Raw genomic sequence first — 14,684 nt, forward strand, 5'->3', positions numbered from 1 at the left:
GGAGCAAGATGTACGTTTGTGGCACAAACGGATCTTGACCCTTACTCCGAAGTCGCAAAAAGGGTTATCGAATAACACTCGGAACTCGGTTATTCTGTCAGTTACATTATTTGGAAGAATGAAAAAGCGTAACGCCCTACCCCCGGGTAGCAGCCAGCGAACCGAATGGTTAACGGTCAGGCTTACCGAAAATGAGTATCAAAAAATTGCAGCCAGGCAACAGAAAACGCTTAACCGCTCCTTAAGCGATTATGCAAGAACAGTACTATTGGGCGAGGTTGTCAGGCAGGTGGTGGTGGACCCGACAAGAGACAAGACTATCGAGGAGCTGGCAGAAAACCGCAGGCAACTGGTGATCATAGCCAACAATTTTAACCAAGTAGTCAAACGCATTCATAAGCTTTCTGAAGTCCCCAACAAAGCATTCTGGTTGAAAACCTGCACGGAACTTCAAAAAAATCTGATGTTAAAAATTGATGGTGTTCAGGAAGTGATTGACAAAATTTATGCAAGATGGTAGCGCGCATTGTGACCGGAAAATCCATAAAGGGCGCCGTTAATTATAACGAGGATAAGATAAAAAAAGGCTCGGCTACCCTCATTGCCGCACCGGGATATACGGCATCGCCGGAGCATTTGAGCTTCAGGGACCGGTTGCTTCGGTTGGAGCGCCTCGCTGCAGGCAACAGCCGCACAAAAACAAATTGCGTTCATATTTCGCTAAACTTTGAACCGACCGAAAAACTACCGGAGGAAAAAATGGCGCAGATTGCAGAAACCTATATGCAGGGCATTGGCCTGGGGGGCCAGCCCTTCCTGGTATATCGCCACACAGATGCCGGTCATCCGCACATTCATATAGTTACCACAAATATCCAGTCCGATGGTCAGCGTATTTCGCTTCACAATATAGGTAGGGAGAGATCTGAGCCGGTCAGAAAAGCGATGGAACAAAAGTTTGGATTGATCCCTTCGGAAGGCCGTGAGAAGGATAGCACCTATTTAAAACCTGCCGAACTGGAAGCGGTACAATATGGCAAGAGCGAAACCAAAAGAGCGATTTCTAATATTGTAAGAACAGTGGTAAGGGAGTATAATTTTACAACCCTGGCCGAGTTAAACGCGGTACTTCGAAGTTTTAACGTTGTTGCCGACCGCGGCGAGCCTGACAGTAAAATGTTCGCAGCAAAGGGACTTTGTTATTTTATTACTGATGCAAAGGGTAATAAGATGGGTGTGCCCATTAAGGCCAGCTCCATCTATAGTAAGCCGACGCTTGCCCATCTCGAAGAAAAATTTATAAAGAATGCGCAGGAGCGGTGGCGTTTTAAGACACCCTTAAAGAGCGCTGTTGATAAAGCAATCGTGCAGGCAAAGGATAAAGAGGGGCTGGTGTCTAAGTTAAAGGCAGATGATATTGATGTGGTATTCCGGCAAAACGCCGAACGAATTTACGGCGTAACTTTTGTCGATCACCGCTCGATGTCCGTATTCAACGGCAGCGACCTGGGAAAAAATTACAGCGCCGCTCATTTGCTGGAGCGTCTGACAATGGATCATAAAGGTCTTCATAAGGAGACCCGTAAAAATAAAATCCTGTCTGAAAAAGCATTTGGAAAAATAGATTACAGTCAGGGAGTTGCCGCCACCATCGGCCAGCTTTATAACCAGGGCCTCCGCCTGCTTCCTGGCAATTCCGATAAAGAATCCTTCAATGTTGGAACAAAAGATAGCCCTGAATTTTCCTATGTCGCAGCACTCGTACGACCCTCAACGAAGGCAAGGATGTATCCGCTTCGATGGCCAATGATTCCCGGTTAAAGTCGTCCAGAACATTCAACAGGCGGAACTTTCTTCCATCCGTTAAACTATCACTCATAAAATCTATACTCCATATTTGATTCGGCGCTGTGGGCAGAATAACGGCTGCTTCACTCTGTCTGGCAGGCGCTTCTTTGCTCTCCTGCGGATATTGAGCTTCATGGCACGATAAATCCTGCGCACCCGCTTGTGATTCCATTTTTCCCCTCGGTTCCTGAACCGATAATACGATTGCCAAAAACCTATTGAAGGATGCTTGGTTGTGATGGCTGTTAAGGCTTCTTGTATGACGCTATCATCTTTGGGTTTATGAACATATTGAAAACTACTTCGTGGCAGTTGCACTAATTTGCAAGCCTTACTGGTACTGCACTGCTCCTCATGTATCAAATGATCAGCAGCTTCTTTTCTCTCAGCAGGCGTTACAACTTTTTTTCTATTAACCCTTTCATTGCCCGGTTCTCAAAAGTGAGCTCCGCAACAATTTTTTTATACTGGCTTAACTCAGCTTCCATTTCTTTCATCCGTTTTACATCACTCACCTCCATTCCCCCATACTTAGCCTTCCAGTTGTAAAAGGTTGCCTCGCTTATACCAAGTTCCCGACATACCTCTTTTGTTGAAATCCCTGACTCCTGCTTTTTGATCGCGGCCACTATCTGGCCTTCCGTAAATCTTGTTTTTTTCATGTTTGACAGTTTAAAATTAAAGATTACTCTCTAATTCATTACTGCCGAAGTTTGGGTACGTTTACAATTTCGGGTAAAACCGGAGTTATGATACACGATACTAATGGGCAGAAGAAGGCAAGGCCCGTCAATTGGCTTCGCGCTACAAGCAACATTATAACATTTGCGCAGTACGAAAACATCGGGCGCTTACAAGCGGCGATCAGCCTTATACCCAACGCAACAACGCCTGGACAGATAGAAGCAATAGCCTTTAAAAGAGGTGAAGCCATTAAGCTGTGGCATTGCTTTTTGCCACTTTGTATTTTATTTATACCCCTGTGGCTGGTCTGTATAGCCTGCTTGTATAAAGCGCCCTTGCCGAGCCTACAAAGCGCAGGTGTTCTCTGTATGATGGGCGTATCGGCTGTTTGCAAAATGTGACTGTTGTGTATTTAGATTGCTTCCAAGATTTGTCTATCGTCTCTTTCAGTGCCGTCTCTACTTCAAACGCGCAATAAAACATCGATATTCCAGCCGAACTCATTCTGTTTGGATTTTTGCAATTGATGGTCTCTGGAGCGCACATTTGCTTATGGGCCAAAATGATTTCACTCTTATCGTGCTGGCGGCATCTTACCAATTCCGTTCCAGCATTTAAAGTCGTGAGTAAATTGTATCTGTAGACCATCCTTTCAATCTCTTTCAATACTTCAAGAGGCCGATGAGAACATGTGTCAAGTTCGTTGTAATAGGCTGGGAAAAGGTATCTAACTTGATGCTTAACGAGATAGCAAAAGTGTGACCAAGAATCTGGACGTGCGTAATGCCCTTCGCTATGTAGCGCCTTTTCGTCCGCCCAGTGTTTGTTGACGTCAACCCAATCCTCCATGTCATTAAATAGTGCTGTATCGTCAATATCTAGTTCAAAGTCTTCTTGGAGTATTTCCAAAGCATCTCTGTGTGGTACCAAGTAGCCCCCTTCTGCAGAATTATATGAGGCGAACTCTACTGGATCGGTGAAATAGTAGCTAACTGTCTCCATCAAAAATTTCATTATATCTTCCAGTGGTCTGATTACTCTCGTTTTACCACAGTAATCGAATTCATTTTTTTCCGTTCCCTTTTTTATGAAACTTTTTATAGCTAAATCTTTAAAATGAGTGCTACAAACGTTCATGTCTGGTCCAGAGTTAAGTCCATAGCCTTCGAGCTCATCTGCCCAATTCATAATGCCACTCATATATATAAATTACAGGTTAAAAAAATGAGAATGATTTTATTCATGCAATAGGAAAAAGCAGAAATGCTGCACCTTACAATCAATCCATAATAATAGGAAAAACATTCCAATATTGCTTTTGCAACTTCTTCATATATGATGATATATGTATGGTGGTTAAATAGCTTAGATAAATCGGATAATGATTATGTATTTGAGTGAGCAAAGGTGCTAGGTTTACGAACACCACCAGTGCCCAGGTTGAGTCCTTTCGGGGAAGATCCTTCTATGTCACACGTATCAGATTTTAGTTACTTTGAATTATTATTTGATAGAGAGGTAACGTTTGGCGGAGAATTTTTGGAAGTTGTAAAATAACTCCGAACTGCTCAAGACTATAATGGCTCAAGTATAGTAGAATATTTGCAATAATTTTTTGTCTGCAATTATTATAACTTTTGGCCTCTTTGAGATATTTTGACAAAATAGCTATCGCTATCGGCGATTCTCCTTTTTCCAACGATGCCAAAGCCTCCGTGCATAATGGATCAAGTTGAAAAAGGCGGATTATAGCGGTCAGGCATAAATTGTAGCTAATCTAAAAAGGATGAAGTTGATTTGGATCAGGTCAAATATTTGCGGGATTGGTTAAAAATATTTGGATTCTGATCCCTAAGAAGGCACAAAGCCGTCATAGGGCGTTGCCGTACTTGTTACTATTCAAATTATATTAGGGTGTTTTGATTGGATGTAAATAACAGGAGGTATATCATCCGCATCGGGTTTAAAAGCAGGCTTCAGACATCGTTGCAAAAGATGTTCTTTACCTTTGCGCAATGCAGGAGTCAATGAGTATAGAAAAACCCGCCGAAGCCATAACCTGTTGGGTGCAGTTGTATTCCGATCATTTGTACTCCCGGGCTTTACATAAAACTTCCAGTAAGGAGACTGCAGAGGACCTGGTACAGGAAACTTTTTTGGCAGCTGTAAAGGCCTTTGATAAATTTAGGGGCGACAGCCAGCCCAAAACCTGGCTCCTCGCCATTTTAAATAATAAAATAAACGACCATTTCCGTAAAAGCTATCGCACGCCGGTGGTAGCTGATGATGATATTATTGACCGGATATTTGATGAAAAAGAACATTGGCGAAAAGGCCAGATACCGCAACAATGGCCTGAGGCTGATAAAAGCCTTTTGGATGATGCCGGTTTTCAATCTCAGCTTCACAACTGTCTTAAAGCATTACCTCCCAACTGGCATGCAGCCGTCCAATTAAAATTTATAGATGCAAAAAACGGAAGTGAAATTTGTCAGGAATTGGGCATTACGGATACTAATTTCTGGCAGATACTGCATAGAGCAAAATTGCAGTTAAGAAAATGTTTAGAATATAACTGGTTTAAATTATAATGGCAAACACCTTACATACGAACCCCTTGTTTTCCTGCCAAAAGGCTACCGAATTGCTCGACAAGCAATCTGTGCTGAAACTTTCCTTGCGTGAAAAAATGTTGATGACCTTCCACGTTGCCATTTGTAAAGCCTGCCGGCGATACAAAAAGCAAAGCCTGGTGATTGACAATATTTTAAAATCCCATTCCCAAAAGTCCGGTTCCGGGCAGGTTCCGGAACATATGAATGAGGAACTGAAGGACAAGATTTGTGAGCTGCTCAAAAAAAATAAATAATTTTTTTATTTTTTTGTCAGGTTTCACTTTGTTCTGCAACTAAAAGGTTATTCAATACAATTTGTTTAATCAAAAAATCGTGGAAAATGAAATTCAGTTTTTTAAAATGCTTCCCTGTATTAGCTGTTGCCGCATCAATAACTGCCTGCAGCAAAAGCGACAATACACCTATAACGGAGCGTAATACCATAACCATTGAAAATGTTTTGGACAGCAGGCCATTAGTGCAGTCGGGCACTTTTATGGGCTCGGGAGACCCACCGGTGATATTTCCGGGTCAATCGGTGTCTTTTTCATTTTATGCAGGAAAGGGTCAAACCCTGACTTTTGCCACCATGTATGGGTGGAGCAATGATTTGTTTTTTGCACCGGAAAACCCGGGAATTGCTCTTTATCAAAGCGACGGCGCGCCAATAACAGGCGACGTATCCTCCCAAATTAAACTATGGGACAATGGTACCCGTGTAAATGAGAAGCCAGGGATGGGCATTGCACATCCTGGCACGCCGGAAGCAACAACGAAAAACATTAGCGAAGTAAACGGTACGGACGCATATGGCCATACCTATCTTGCCGCTGCGCAGTTAATGAATGTGTCGTTAGCCTATAACGGCAACTCTAATTTTACAATAACCATTACCAATAAATCAGCAGGCACTGCAAACGAAACGCCTTTTAGCCCCGGCGTTTGGGCCATATCCTATGTGGCTGGTGGAAATCAATTGCTGCCCAATGCAATCTTTACGGCAGGCCAGCCAACGGCAAACGGCCTTACAAATATTGCTGAAGCTGGCGACAATGCTGCGTTAAGCGCTTACTTAACCGAAAGAACCGGACTTTTCACTCCATTATCTCCTGTTTTGGTCGTCGTTTATCATGGTGATGAAAATCCTTTTTTCACAACGGGTGAACATGACCGCGGAGAAGGCCTAAAAGCATTGGCACAAACGGGCAATGCAGATATCCTGGCGGCCGCATTAAAAGCAAAACCCGGCGTGAAAGAGGTGCATGTGTTAAAAGAATCCATGAGCACTGTTTTACTCCCCAAGGCAAATGGCGGTGACGGAGGAAAAGTGTCTCAGGAATTAAGTGTTGTAAAAGGGGATAGACTAGCTATTGCCACCATGTATGGTTTCTCCAACGATTGGTTTTTTGCAACCAAAGGCAATGGCGTAGATGCAACTGAAAAAGGGGATATTTCAACCTCGCTCGGCCTGTTTGACAACGGAACCGCCATCGACCAGTTCCCGGGCGCAGGCCTCACGCAGGCTAATCTGGAAGGAACACCGTTGGAGGAAAGCAAACCCATTGAGGCTGTGCCCCATGCGAATCCATTCACCAGCTTGCCGTCTGTCAACAAAATAATAAAAGTAAACCTTCAATAACCTACCAAAAGATGGGGTGTAAACCATACCCCCATCTTTTCAATTTATAAATTAAGATGAACAAGATATCATTACATAAAGCAGGCTATACCATCAGTGTGTGGGGCGTAGCGATCATATTACTTTGGGTGGGTGCCTTCAAATTTACCCCAACCGAGGCTAAAGCTATCGAAGGGTTGGTGAGCAACAGTTTTCTGATGAGCTGGCTCTACAAAATATGGAGCCAACAAGGCGTATCAAATCTGATTGGTATTGTTGAAATAATTACCGGAATAGCGCTGTTACTTCATTTCTATTGGAAAAAGGCAGGAATTCTTGCGGGGCTATTGGGGATACTTACCTTTATTATAACACTCAGTTTTTTATTCACCACACCCGGCGTGTTTAGAAAGGTGGATGGAATGCTTGTTACCGATTTTTTTATTCTCAAGGATATAATGGCGTTGGGTATTTCGCTATTGGTGTTAGATAAAAGCTTGGAGAATGCGCACGCCACAGCCCGGTAATAGCCCTATTATCGATTGGTGGATTTCGTGGAAAGAGGAAAAATTAGAAGGAGTTTGTTGTCCTGTGCAGCGGCTCCTTTCTTTCTTCAGTCCATCAATTATCCTATTTAAGTTAGCAAGCAGCCGTTTTTTAGAGGGTTGCATTTGGGAATATTTGCATTAAAAAAGCCCCGCAAATTGCGAGGCTTGTGTGCCCGAGACTGGATTCGAACCAGCACGCCGCGTTAACAGCGCTACCACCTCAAGGTAGTGCGTCTACCAATCCTGCCGTCGGCAGACAGGTTCGCCACCAACACGCGGATTGTGTTTGCATCATCAATATAAACAAAAAAGCCCCGCAGATTGCGAGGCTTGTGCCCGAGACTGGATTCGAACCAGCACGCCGCGTTAGCAGCGCTACCACCTCAAGGTAGTGCGTCTACCAATCCTGCCTGTCGGCAGACAGGTTCGCCACCAGAACGCAGGTTACGTTGGCATCATCAATAAAGACAAAAAAAAGCCCCGCAAATTGCGAGGCTTGTGCCCGAGACTGGATTCGAACCAGCACGCCGCGTTAACAGCGCTACCACCTCAAGGTAGTGCGTCTACCCATCCTGCCTGTCGGCAGACAGGTTCGCCACCAGAACGCAGGTTACGTTGGCATCATCAATATAGACAAAAAAAAGCCCCGCAAATTGCGAGGCTTGTGTGCCCGAGACTGGATTCGAACCAGCACGCCGCGTTAGCAGCGCTACCACCTCAAGGTAGTGCGTCTACCAATCCTGCCTGTCGGCAGACAGGTTCGCCACCAGAACGCGGGTTATGTTTGCATTGTCAATATAAACAAAAAAGCCCCGCAGATTGCGAGGCTTGTGCCCGAGACTGGATTCGAACCAGCACGCCGCGTTAGCAGCGCTACCACCTCAAGGTAGTGCGTCTACCAATTTCGCCACCCGGGCAACGCTTCTTCATATAAAAAGCTGAGGAGTTTGCAAATGTAAAGAAAAAGACGATTGTATAAACCTGGCAAAGCCCATTAATTATGAAATAAATCTTTTTTGGCTACCCCGATTCTTAATATTAATCATCCAACTTTAAGACCGCCAAAAATGCTTCTTGCGGCACTTCTACATTTCCGATTTGGCGCATCCTTTTCTTACCTTCTTTCTGCTTCTCTAATAATTTTCGTTTCCGGCTGATATCGCCGCCATAACATTTGGCAGTTACATCTTTTCGCATCGCCGATATATTTTCACGCGCCACAATTTTTGCTCCAATAGCGGCCTGAATGGCTATCTGGAATTGCTGGCGTGGCAACAACTCTTTCAATTTTTCGCAAAGTTTACGTCCAAAATCCTGTGCCCGGCTGCGATGGATAAGCGCGCTTAAAGCATCAACCTTGTCGCTGTTTAACAATATATCCATCTTCGCAATATCGCTGACGCGATAGCCCATCGGGTGATAATCAAAAGACGCATAACCGCGGGTTTGAGATTTAAGTTTGTCGTAAAAATCAAATACGATTTCCGTCAACGGCATTTCAAAAACCAGTTCAACGCGCGTAGTTGTTAAGTAGCTCTGATTGACAAGAATACCCCGCTTCCCCAAACATAAGGTCATGATATTGCCAATGTATTCCGGCTTCGTAATGATCTGGGCTTTGATAAATGGCTCTTCAATGCGCTCGGTTTTTACCGGGTCGGGAAACTCAGAAGGGTTATTCACAATAATTTTTTCGTCCTTCGTCGTGTAAGCGATAAAACTTACGTTGGGAACGGTCGTAATTACTGTTTGGTTGAATTCACGTTCCAAACGTTCCTGGATAATTTCCATATGAAGCATTCCCAAGAATCCGCAGCGGAAACCGAAACCCAAAGCCTGCGAGGTTTCCAGCTCAAAAGTCAGCGAAGCATCATTCAATTGCAGTTTATCCATACAATCGCGCAACTCTTCAAACTCATCGGTATTCACTGGGTAGATGCCCGCAAATACCATCGGCTTCACTTCTTCAAAGCCTTTGATTTGCGTAGGGTTGGGGTTGCTCGCCAAAGTGATCGTGTCTCCCACTTTAACTTCTTTTGCATTTTTGATACCGGTAATAATGTAGCCTACATCACCAGCTTTAATCTCCTTTTTTTCGGTCATTTTGAGTTTTAAAATGCCGATTTCATCCGCTTCATATTCCTGGCCGGTACTTACAAATTTAACTTTATCACCTTTTTTGATCGAGCCGTTTAAGATGCGGTAATAAACGATAATACCCCTGAAGCTGTTAAAAACGCTGTCAAAAATCAACGCCTGTAGGGGCGCATTTTCATCGCCTTTGGGAGCGGGGATCCTTTCCACAATCGCTTCCAAAACTTCTTCAATGCCGAGGCCGGTGCGGCCGCTCGCTAATAAAATTTCTTCGGGTTTACAGCCAATCAGGTCAATGATTTGGTCCTGAACCTCTTCGATCATGGCGCCGTCCATATCAATTTTATTGATAACCGGAATGATTTCCAGGTCGTTATCAATCGCCAGGTATAAATTGCTAATCGTCTGAGCCTGAATGCCCTGAGTGGCATCGACCAACAACAGCGCGCCTTCGCAGGCAGCCAGGGCGCGGCTCACTTCATAACTAAAGTCGACGTGGCCGGGCGTATCGATCAGGTTTAGCGTATATGCTTCGCCCGCTTTCGATGTATAATTGATCTGGATAGCGTGGCTTTTAATGGTAATGCCTTTTTCGCGTTCGAGGTCCATATCATCCAAAACCTGATCCATCATTTCGCGGTCGCTAACGGTATTGGTCGACTGCAATAGCCGGTCGGCCAGGGTACTTTTACCATGATCAATATGCGCGATAATGCAAAAATTTCTAATATGCTTCATATGCTAAACCTCTTTAAAGGCGGGCAAAGGTACGATAATTTGTGTTGATAGGAGCGGGGCGCAAAATCGGGCTTTTGAGGCAAAACAGAGCGATGATAACGGATAAGCTGCTACTTTCTAAAATACGCATCATCCGAAACCGGCGGGTAATGATTGATCGAAACCTTGCTCAATTAAACGGGGGGCCAACGAAACGCCTGAACGAAATAGCTGAAGTGCAACTGCAAACGCTTTCCAGCTGATTTATGTTGCAACTGACAGCTGTAGAAAAAGAAACGGTAGTCGCAAATTGCGACCAGCTTATCACCGCAAACCGTCGCTCCGCCTGAACCTATTGGATTTAGGCGAACACACCCAAAACTAAAATATTGAAATAACGCTTCCTCTTATTGGGGAAACTTGACGTCGGTTAATCCTTTTTTAGCTACTTTAGACCCCGTTTTAAAAAAGACTCAATGCAATATTTCGAAGGAAGTTCCATTACCCATATCGCTGTTCATAAAGTGGGCAACGAATCAGAAGGAGAATATTTAACGCTGTCTAAAAAAGAACTGGTGCTGGATCCGGAGGTAAAAGATTTGCTGATCAAATATTTTTTGACACCGTTCAAGTCCGAAGAATATTTTCAGTTTTTCAGCGACGGGCCTATCAGCCAAAATGATGTCTGGAAATCGGTGGGTGCGATTTTTGACAATCCCGAACAAACGCTGTTGCAGTCGAAGCAACTTGCCCAACACCTTTACAACCTGGGCAACCATCCCAACGTGAAGGGAGGGGAATTTTATGTCGTTTATTTTAAAGAAGGCTTATTAAATGGTGAAACACTGGATGCGATTGGCTTATTTAAATCAGAGCAAAAAGAGCCTTTTTTGAAAGTATCGCCGGTAGAAGACGCTTTTGAGGTCGATAGCGAAGAAGGGATCAATATTAATAAACTCGACAAAGGATGCATGATTTATAATGCCGACCGAGATAACGGGTTTATTGTGTCGGTGGTGGATACGAAAAACAAATCGGCTGAAGCCCGCTACTGGACCGACAGTTTTCTGCGGATTCAACAGCGGCAGGATCAATATTTCAATACGCAAAGTACGATGGCCTTATATAAAACTTATGTCGTGGATCATTTGCCCGAGCAATTTAATGTGACGAAAGCCGACCAGGCGGATATGCTCAACCGCAGCCTTGCCTTCTTTAAAGAAAAGCAACATTTTGACCAGGAGACTTTCAACAACGAGGTATTGCATCACGAAGATTTTATTGAAAGTTTTGACAAGTATAAACAACACTACGCTGCTGAGCGCGATATTGAAGTCGCAGACAGCTTTTCTATTTCCCCGGCTGCCGTAAAAAGCCAGAACCGCGCCTATAAAAGTGTCATCAAGCTCGATAAAAATTTTCATATTTATATCCACGGCAACCGAAATATGATTGAGCACGGCGAAGATGATAAAGGCCGTTTTTATAAATTGTATTTTAATAACGAAGAGTAGCGTGAGCTAACATCAAGCCAGATATCATTATCTTTAAAGGGATTAACATTTTAAGAAACACTTTTGAGTGGTTAAAAAAACCTATCATTTTAAAACATCAAATCAAATGAAAAAACGACACACCCTGACTGCCATCCTTATTGCGTTAACGCTGTGGGCCATTCCTTCAAAGGCTCAAAACGAAAAGCGCTATGTGATTGAGATGAGTTTTACTTACGAAGGTAAAACCGTGAAAGCGCCGCTGAGTTCTGCCAGTTACAGTATCAACCGCGACGTGTATGACGAAGACAGTTCCTATGCAGCTAAGAAAGTTATTTATTATTCGGTAGTGCCGCAAAAGCTCGAAAAAGAGCTGCTAATGGCTATCAAAAACAAAAAAGCCAGCTATGATATACGTGTCACAATGACTGACTCGTATGGAAAAGAGCCACAAAAGGAAACGCTTCTTAAGAAGGCCATGTTTACTAATATTACTGAATCTTACGCTCCCTACAGCTATGAGTACGGCAGCTCCGTTAGCCTTGGCATTAGTGCAAGTTCGATTGTGGTCGATGGTGTAGAACTACAGCCTTAAAAAAGCGCCGACAATCATTCGATGCCGGCGCTGCTTAATGATTGAAATCAGTTGGATGTTACTCCATTTTTTCTTCGAGATGGGCAAGCCTTCCGTCAGCAGTCATGCCTTCAATGATAACCCGGAATGCGTCTGTTACATCATTGTTATAAAAGGAAATCACTGCTTGCTTCGTCGCCGGGTCGATCGTAACGTTGGGGTTCCAATATAAGGTCGTTCTCACATCTCTGTCCGCGTCAGGAGGCCGCTCGGTGGTCAAGTACCGGGGTGAATAAAACTCTCTTATGTTGGAATAGCCTTCAATTTTGCCGCTCGGAATGCCTGTGCTTGGATCACGTTTGACGTCATCACCTCTCCTCGTATAAATGGCAATCGCTCCGTTGCCGCCATTAAATCCTCCCATAAATGGCGGGCGAAAAGCTTTGATAAAGGCCACATCTGTTATGTTGATAGAAGAGACCATATTCACGTCGGTAGGCACTTCGTCCACATAGATTTGCGGACTGCCACCGCGCCAGCTCAACGAAGCGTTGGCGCCCTGCCCTGTAATTTGCAGGCCCGCCACCTTGCCTTGCAGATAAGTAAATATATCGCCCACATTGGCAAATTTATCGTTGGCGACATCGAAGCGAATGGCGTCGCCACCGCTAAACAAGCCCGAAGCATATTTCTCATCCATCTGGTCGATGACCGGCTTGGTTTTTGCCGTTACAGTCACGGCTTCAAGTTCTTTAAACTTTGACTTTTGAATATTTGCATTATTCTCGTCCGACAACATCAAATGCCGGGAGATGCCCGTAGTATCCGGCCAAAGCAAATTAGTATAAGGTTTGCCGGCCGCAGGCGTTCTTAGTTTATTGGGAACAAAACTGATGGACGCGCCTTTCAGCGCTTTATCCTGAAACTGATAATAAATCTGTGCCGTATCGAAAATAATGGTAGACCGGTCGTTAAAAGAGCCATCGCGTTCTATCGGCACCAGCAACATTTTATTTTGCTGATCTTTTTGAGTTACGATCATCATGGCCGAAGCGCCATTGCCGATAGAGCCCGGCATGACGCCCTGAACCGACCCCGACAAAGACAGGTAAGACGTATCGCGCGGATAATTGATTTTAGGAAAACTACCTGCTATAATCTGTTCCCATTTGATCCGGCGCCAGCCATTGGTGAGCATGACCAGGTCGAGCAGCTGTTGTTTGTTTTCAGTAGGATTGGTAAAATAGTAGGCCGCATTATGCACTTTTCCTTTTAGTTCGCTGGTCAGCATCAGTTCTGATATAATATTGTCGGAACTATCCGAATCAATACTGAGATCCGTGACTGCGATGGAAAGCGAAGAAGCGATATCCGCCGGAACCGTTATCTTGATTTCATCTCTGGCCCGATAGCTAAGTCCCCAGCGCTGCACTTCCATCTCTGGCTTAAAAATATACGGCGCATTGTTATCGATATAAGTAATGCGCTCAGCCATCGGCTTCCAGCTTTTATCAAAAACGGTAATGGTCAAAATGCCGTAGGGTAAATTCGCTGTGGGCACAATGCCGGTAATTTCACCTTTTGAGGATTTTGCAATGGTAAATACCGGATGTTGAAACATAGTTCCCATGACGTAAACACTGTCGGAAGCACTGACAATATCAGGAGAGAGCTGCACGCGGAACGCTCTTTTGCCTGGAGACAGGGTGACCTGTAGCTGTGCGCCGCTCGTTTTAACAGAAGGCAGCGGCGTGCTGTGATCCTTTTGCTGTTCGTCTTTCCATTTTGCCGTAAACGACGCGCCGGGCGCGGGATTTAATAACACGTACCCCATTCCGTCATGCTGCACGCGAAGGCTGTCGATCACTTTTCCGTCGCTACCCTGCACCACGCCCTTTATCTTAACAGGGCGCCCCCATTGATCGGTCGCTTTAAACGCCACCTTGTTCGGGAAATTTGCGATCAGATCGCCGCCTTCGGCAAAAAACTGTAATTCGGGCTTAATGACAATTGCCTGCGGCAGTTTTACCGAATCTTTGTGGAGTATATTAATTGCCTTTTTATAAATAAATGAAGAATCAAAGTTGAGCATCCAGCTCGTGTAGGCTTTCACCGCAATATATCTTCCTTTATAATCCGCCGGGATATCGAATTGGCCGCTTGTAAGGCCCTGTACCAGGGGTGCCACCGTGTGCCGGAGGATGCGTCCCTTGTCATCGATCCAGTCTACATAAAAATTTTTGCTCTCCGCCGCGGCTATAACTTCATTGAGCAGATAAGCTTTAAACCAAATAGTTTCGCCCGGCGCGTAAGATGATTTATCGTAGTGGAGATGAGCGCGCTCGGGACTAAACCGCGTAGCGTAATTTTCTAATTGAGAGACTATTTGCTGCCCCGCAGCCTTATTTTTTACACTAAAAAACAAAGCGCAGAGAAGACAAAAGCGTAATATCAAAATGCTGCAATTCATAATTTTAACTGGCGGATGTTCCG

12 protein-coding genes and 1 tRNA gene are annotated in these 14,684 nt (G+C 44.4%); 8 read left to right on the forward strand and 5 right to left on the reverse strand.

The annotated features are described in order from the left end of the window. The first annotated feature begins 118 nt into the window (after window positions 1-118). Both ABDK00_RS04560 and ABDK00_RS04565 read left to right on the forward strand, forming a co-directional pair. On the forward strand, window positions 119-520 hold the full coding sequence (locus tag ABDK00_RS04560; protein WP_346238692.1) for a plasmid mobilization protein: 402 nt from the start codon (window positions 119-121) through the stop codon (window positions 518-520). Further along, complete coding sequence (locus tag ABDK00_RS04565) at window positions 514-1,821, forward strand: relaxase/mobilization nuclease domain-containing protein (protein WP_346238693.1); 1,308 nt, start codon at window positions 514-516, stop codon at window positions 1,819-1,821. Before ABDK00_RS04560 ends, ABDK00_RS04565 begins: the two co-directional genes overlap by 7 nt. A 422-nt stretch (window positions 1,822-2,243) precedes the next feature. On the opposite strand, the gene ABDK00_RS04570 is transcribed toward ABDK00_RS04565, so the two are convergent. Next, the gene (locus ABDK00_RS04570) at window positions 2,244-2,510 is read right to left on the reverse strand and encodes a transposase (protein ID WP_346238694.1); all 267 of its coding nucleotides are present in this window, start codon (window positions 2,508-2,510) and stop codon (window positions 2,244-2,246) included. A gap of 310 nt (window positions 2,511-2,820) precedes the next feature. Next, window positions 2,821-3,732 (reverse strand): HEPN-associated N-terminal domain-containing protein, encoded by a 912-nt coding sequence (locus ABDK00_RS04575; RefSeq protein WP_346238695.1) that lies wholly within the window; start codon window positions 3,730-3,732, stop codon window positions 2,821-2,823. An 827-nt stretch (window positions 3,733-4,559) separates the two neighbouring features. On the opposite strand from ABDK00_RS04575, the gene ABDK00_RS04580 reads away from it, so the two are divergent. The 4 genes from ABDK00_RS04580 (at window position 4,560) to ABDK00_RS04595 (ending at window position 7,292) form a co-directional block, all read left to right on the forward strand. Beyond that, window positions 4,560-5,123, forward strand: coding sequence for an RNA polymerase sigma factor (locus tag ABDK00_RS04580; protein WP_346238696.1), 564 nt, complete (start codon window positions 4,560-4,562; stop codon window positions 5,121-5,123). Further along, window positions 5,123-5,401, forward strand: a complete 279-nt coding sequence (locus ABDK00_RS04585) for a hypothetical protein (RefSeq protein ID WP_346238697.1) — start codon at window positions 5,123-5,125, stop codon at window positions 5,399-5,401. The genes ABDK00_RS04580 and ABDK00_RS04585 overlap by 1 nt, the downstream gene beginning before the upstream one ends. Window positions 5,402-5,487: 86 nt before the next feature. Continuing rightward, a complete protein-coding gene (locus ABDK00_RS04590) occupies window positions 5,488-6,786 on the forward strand; it encodes a spondin domain-containing protein (RefSeq protein WP_346238698.1) in 1,299 nt (432 codons plus the stop codon). A 56-nt stretch (window positions 6,787-6,842) separates the two neighbouring features. After that, complete coding sequence (locus tag ABDK00_RS04595) at window positions 6,843-7,292, forward strand: DUF417 family protein (RefSeq protein ID WP_346238699.1); 450 nt, start codon at window positions 6,843-6,845, stop codon at window positions 7,290-7,292. A gap of 852 nt (window positions 7,293-8,144) precedes the next feature. Here the strand turns inward: ABDK00_RS04595 and ABDK00_RS04600 are convergent. Continuing rightward, window positions 8,145-8,230: transfer RNA gene (locus tag ABDK00_RS04600), tRNA-Leu, on the reverse strand. Between the two features lie 121 nt (window positions 8,231-8,351). After that, the gene (lepA, locus tag ABDK00_RS04605) at window positions 8,352-10,145 is read right to left on the reverse strand and encodes a translation elongation factor 4 (protein ID WP_346238700.1); all 1,794 of its coding nucleotides are present in this window, start codon (window positions 10,143-10,145) and stop codon (window positions 8,352-8,354) included. 455 nt (window positions 10,146-10,600) lie between these two features. On the opposite strand from lepA, the gene ABDK00_RS04610 reads away from it, so the two are divergent. After that, window positions 10,601-11,638 carry a nucleoid-associated protein gene (locus ABDK00_RS04610; RefSeq protein WP_346238701.1) on the forward strand — a complete coding sequence of 346 codons (1,038 nt, stop codon included), beginning with the start codon at window positions 10,601-10,603 and terminating at the stop codon, window positions 11,636-11,638. Window positions 11,639-11,744: 106 nt separating this feature from the next. After that, window positions 11,745-12,212 (forward strand): hypothetical protein, encoded by a 468-nt coding sequence (locus ABDK00_RS04615; protein WP_346238702.1) that lies wholly within the window; start codon window positions 11,745-11,747, stop codon window positions 12,210-12,212. Between the two features lie 58 nt (window positions 12,213-12,270). Here the strand turns inward: ABDK00_RS04615 and ABDK00_RS04620 are convergent, their stop codons facing one another. Further along, entirely contained in the window at window positions 12,271-14,661 is a 2,391-nt protein-coding gene (locus ABDK00_RS04620; RefSeq protein WP_346238703.1) for a hypothetical protein, read from the reverse strand. Between the last annotated feature and the right edge of the window lie 23 nt (window positions 14,662-14,684).

The organism is Niabella insulisoli (assembly GCF_039652435.2).
GTDB classification, from domain to species: domain Bacteria; phylum Bacteroidota; class Bacteroidia; order Chitinophagales; family Chitinophagaceae; genus Niabella; species Niabella insulamsoli.

Bases quoted from the DNA above. Each gene is read 5' to 3' on its own strand.
- ABDK00_RS04565 (WP_346238693.1), top strand. From the start codon at position 514: ATGGTAGCGCGCATTGTGACCGGAAAATCCATAAAGGGCGCCGTTAAT.
- ABDK00_RS04585 (WP_346238697.1), top strand. From the start codon at position 5,123: ATGGCAAACACCTTACATACGAACCCCTTGTTTTCCTGCCAAAAGGCT.
- ABDK00_RS04570 (WP_346238694.1), bottom strand. From the start codon at position 2,510: ATGAAAAAAACAAGATTTACGGAAGGCCAGATAGTGGCCGCGATCAAA.
- ABDK00_RS04595 (WP_346238699.1), top strand. From the start codon at position 6,843: ATGAACAAGATATCATTACATAAAGCAGGCTATACCATCAGTGTGTGG.
- ABDK00_RS04580 (WP_346238696.1), top strand. From the start codon at position 4,560: ATGAGTATAGAAAAACCCGCCGAAGCCATAACCTGTTGGGTGCAGTTG.
- ABDK00_RS04590 (WP_346238698.1), top strand. From the start codon at position 5,488: ATGAAATTCAGTTTTTTAAAATGCTTCCCTGTATTAGCTGTTGCCGCA.
- ABDK00_RS04575 (WP_346238695.1), bottom strand. From the start codon at position 3,732: ATGAGTGGCATTATGAATTGGGCAGATGAGCTCGAAGGCTATGGACTT.
- ABDK00_RS04620 (WP_346238703.1), bottom strand. From the start codon at position 14,661: ATGAATTGCAGCATTTTGATATTACGCTTTTGTCTTCTCTGCGCTTTG.
- lepA (WP_346238700.1), bottom strand. From the start codon at position 10,145: ATGAAGCATATTAGAAATTTTTGCATTATCGCGCATATTGATCATGGT.
- ABDK00_RS04610 (WP_346238701.1), top strand. From the start codon at position 10,601: ATGCAATATTTCGAAGGAAGTTCCATTACCCATATCGCTGTTCATAAA.
- ABDK00_RS04615 (WP_346238702.1), top strand. From the start codon at position 11,745: ATGAAAAAACGACACACCCTGACTGCCATCCTTATTGCGTTAACGCTG.
- ABDK00_RS04560 (WP_346238692.1), top strand. From the start codon at position 119: ATGAAAAAGCGTAACGCCCTACCCCCGGGTAGCAGCCAGCGAACCGAA.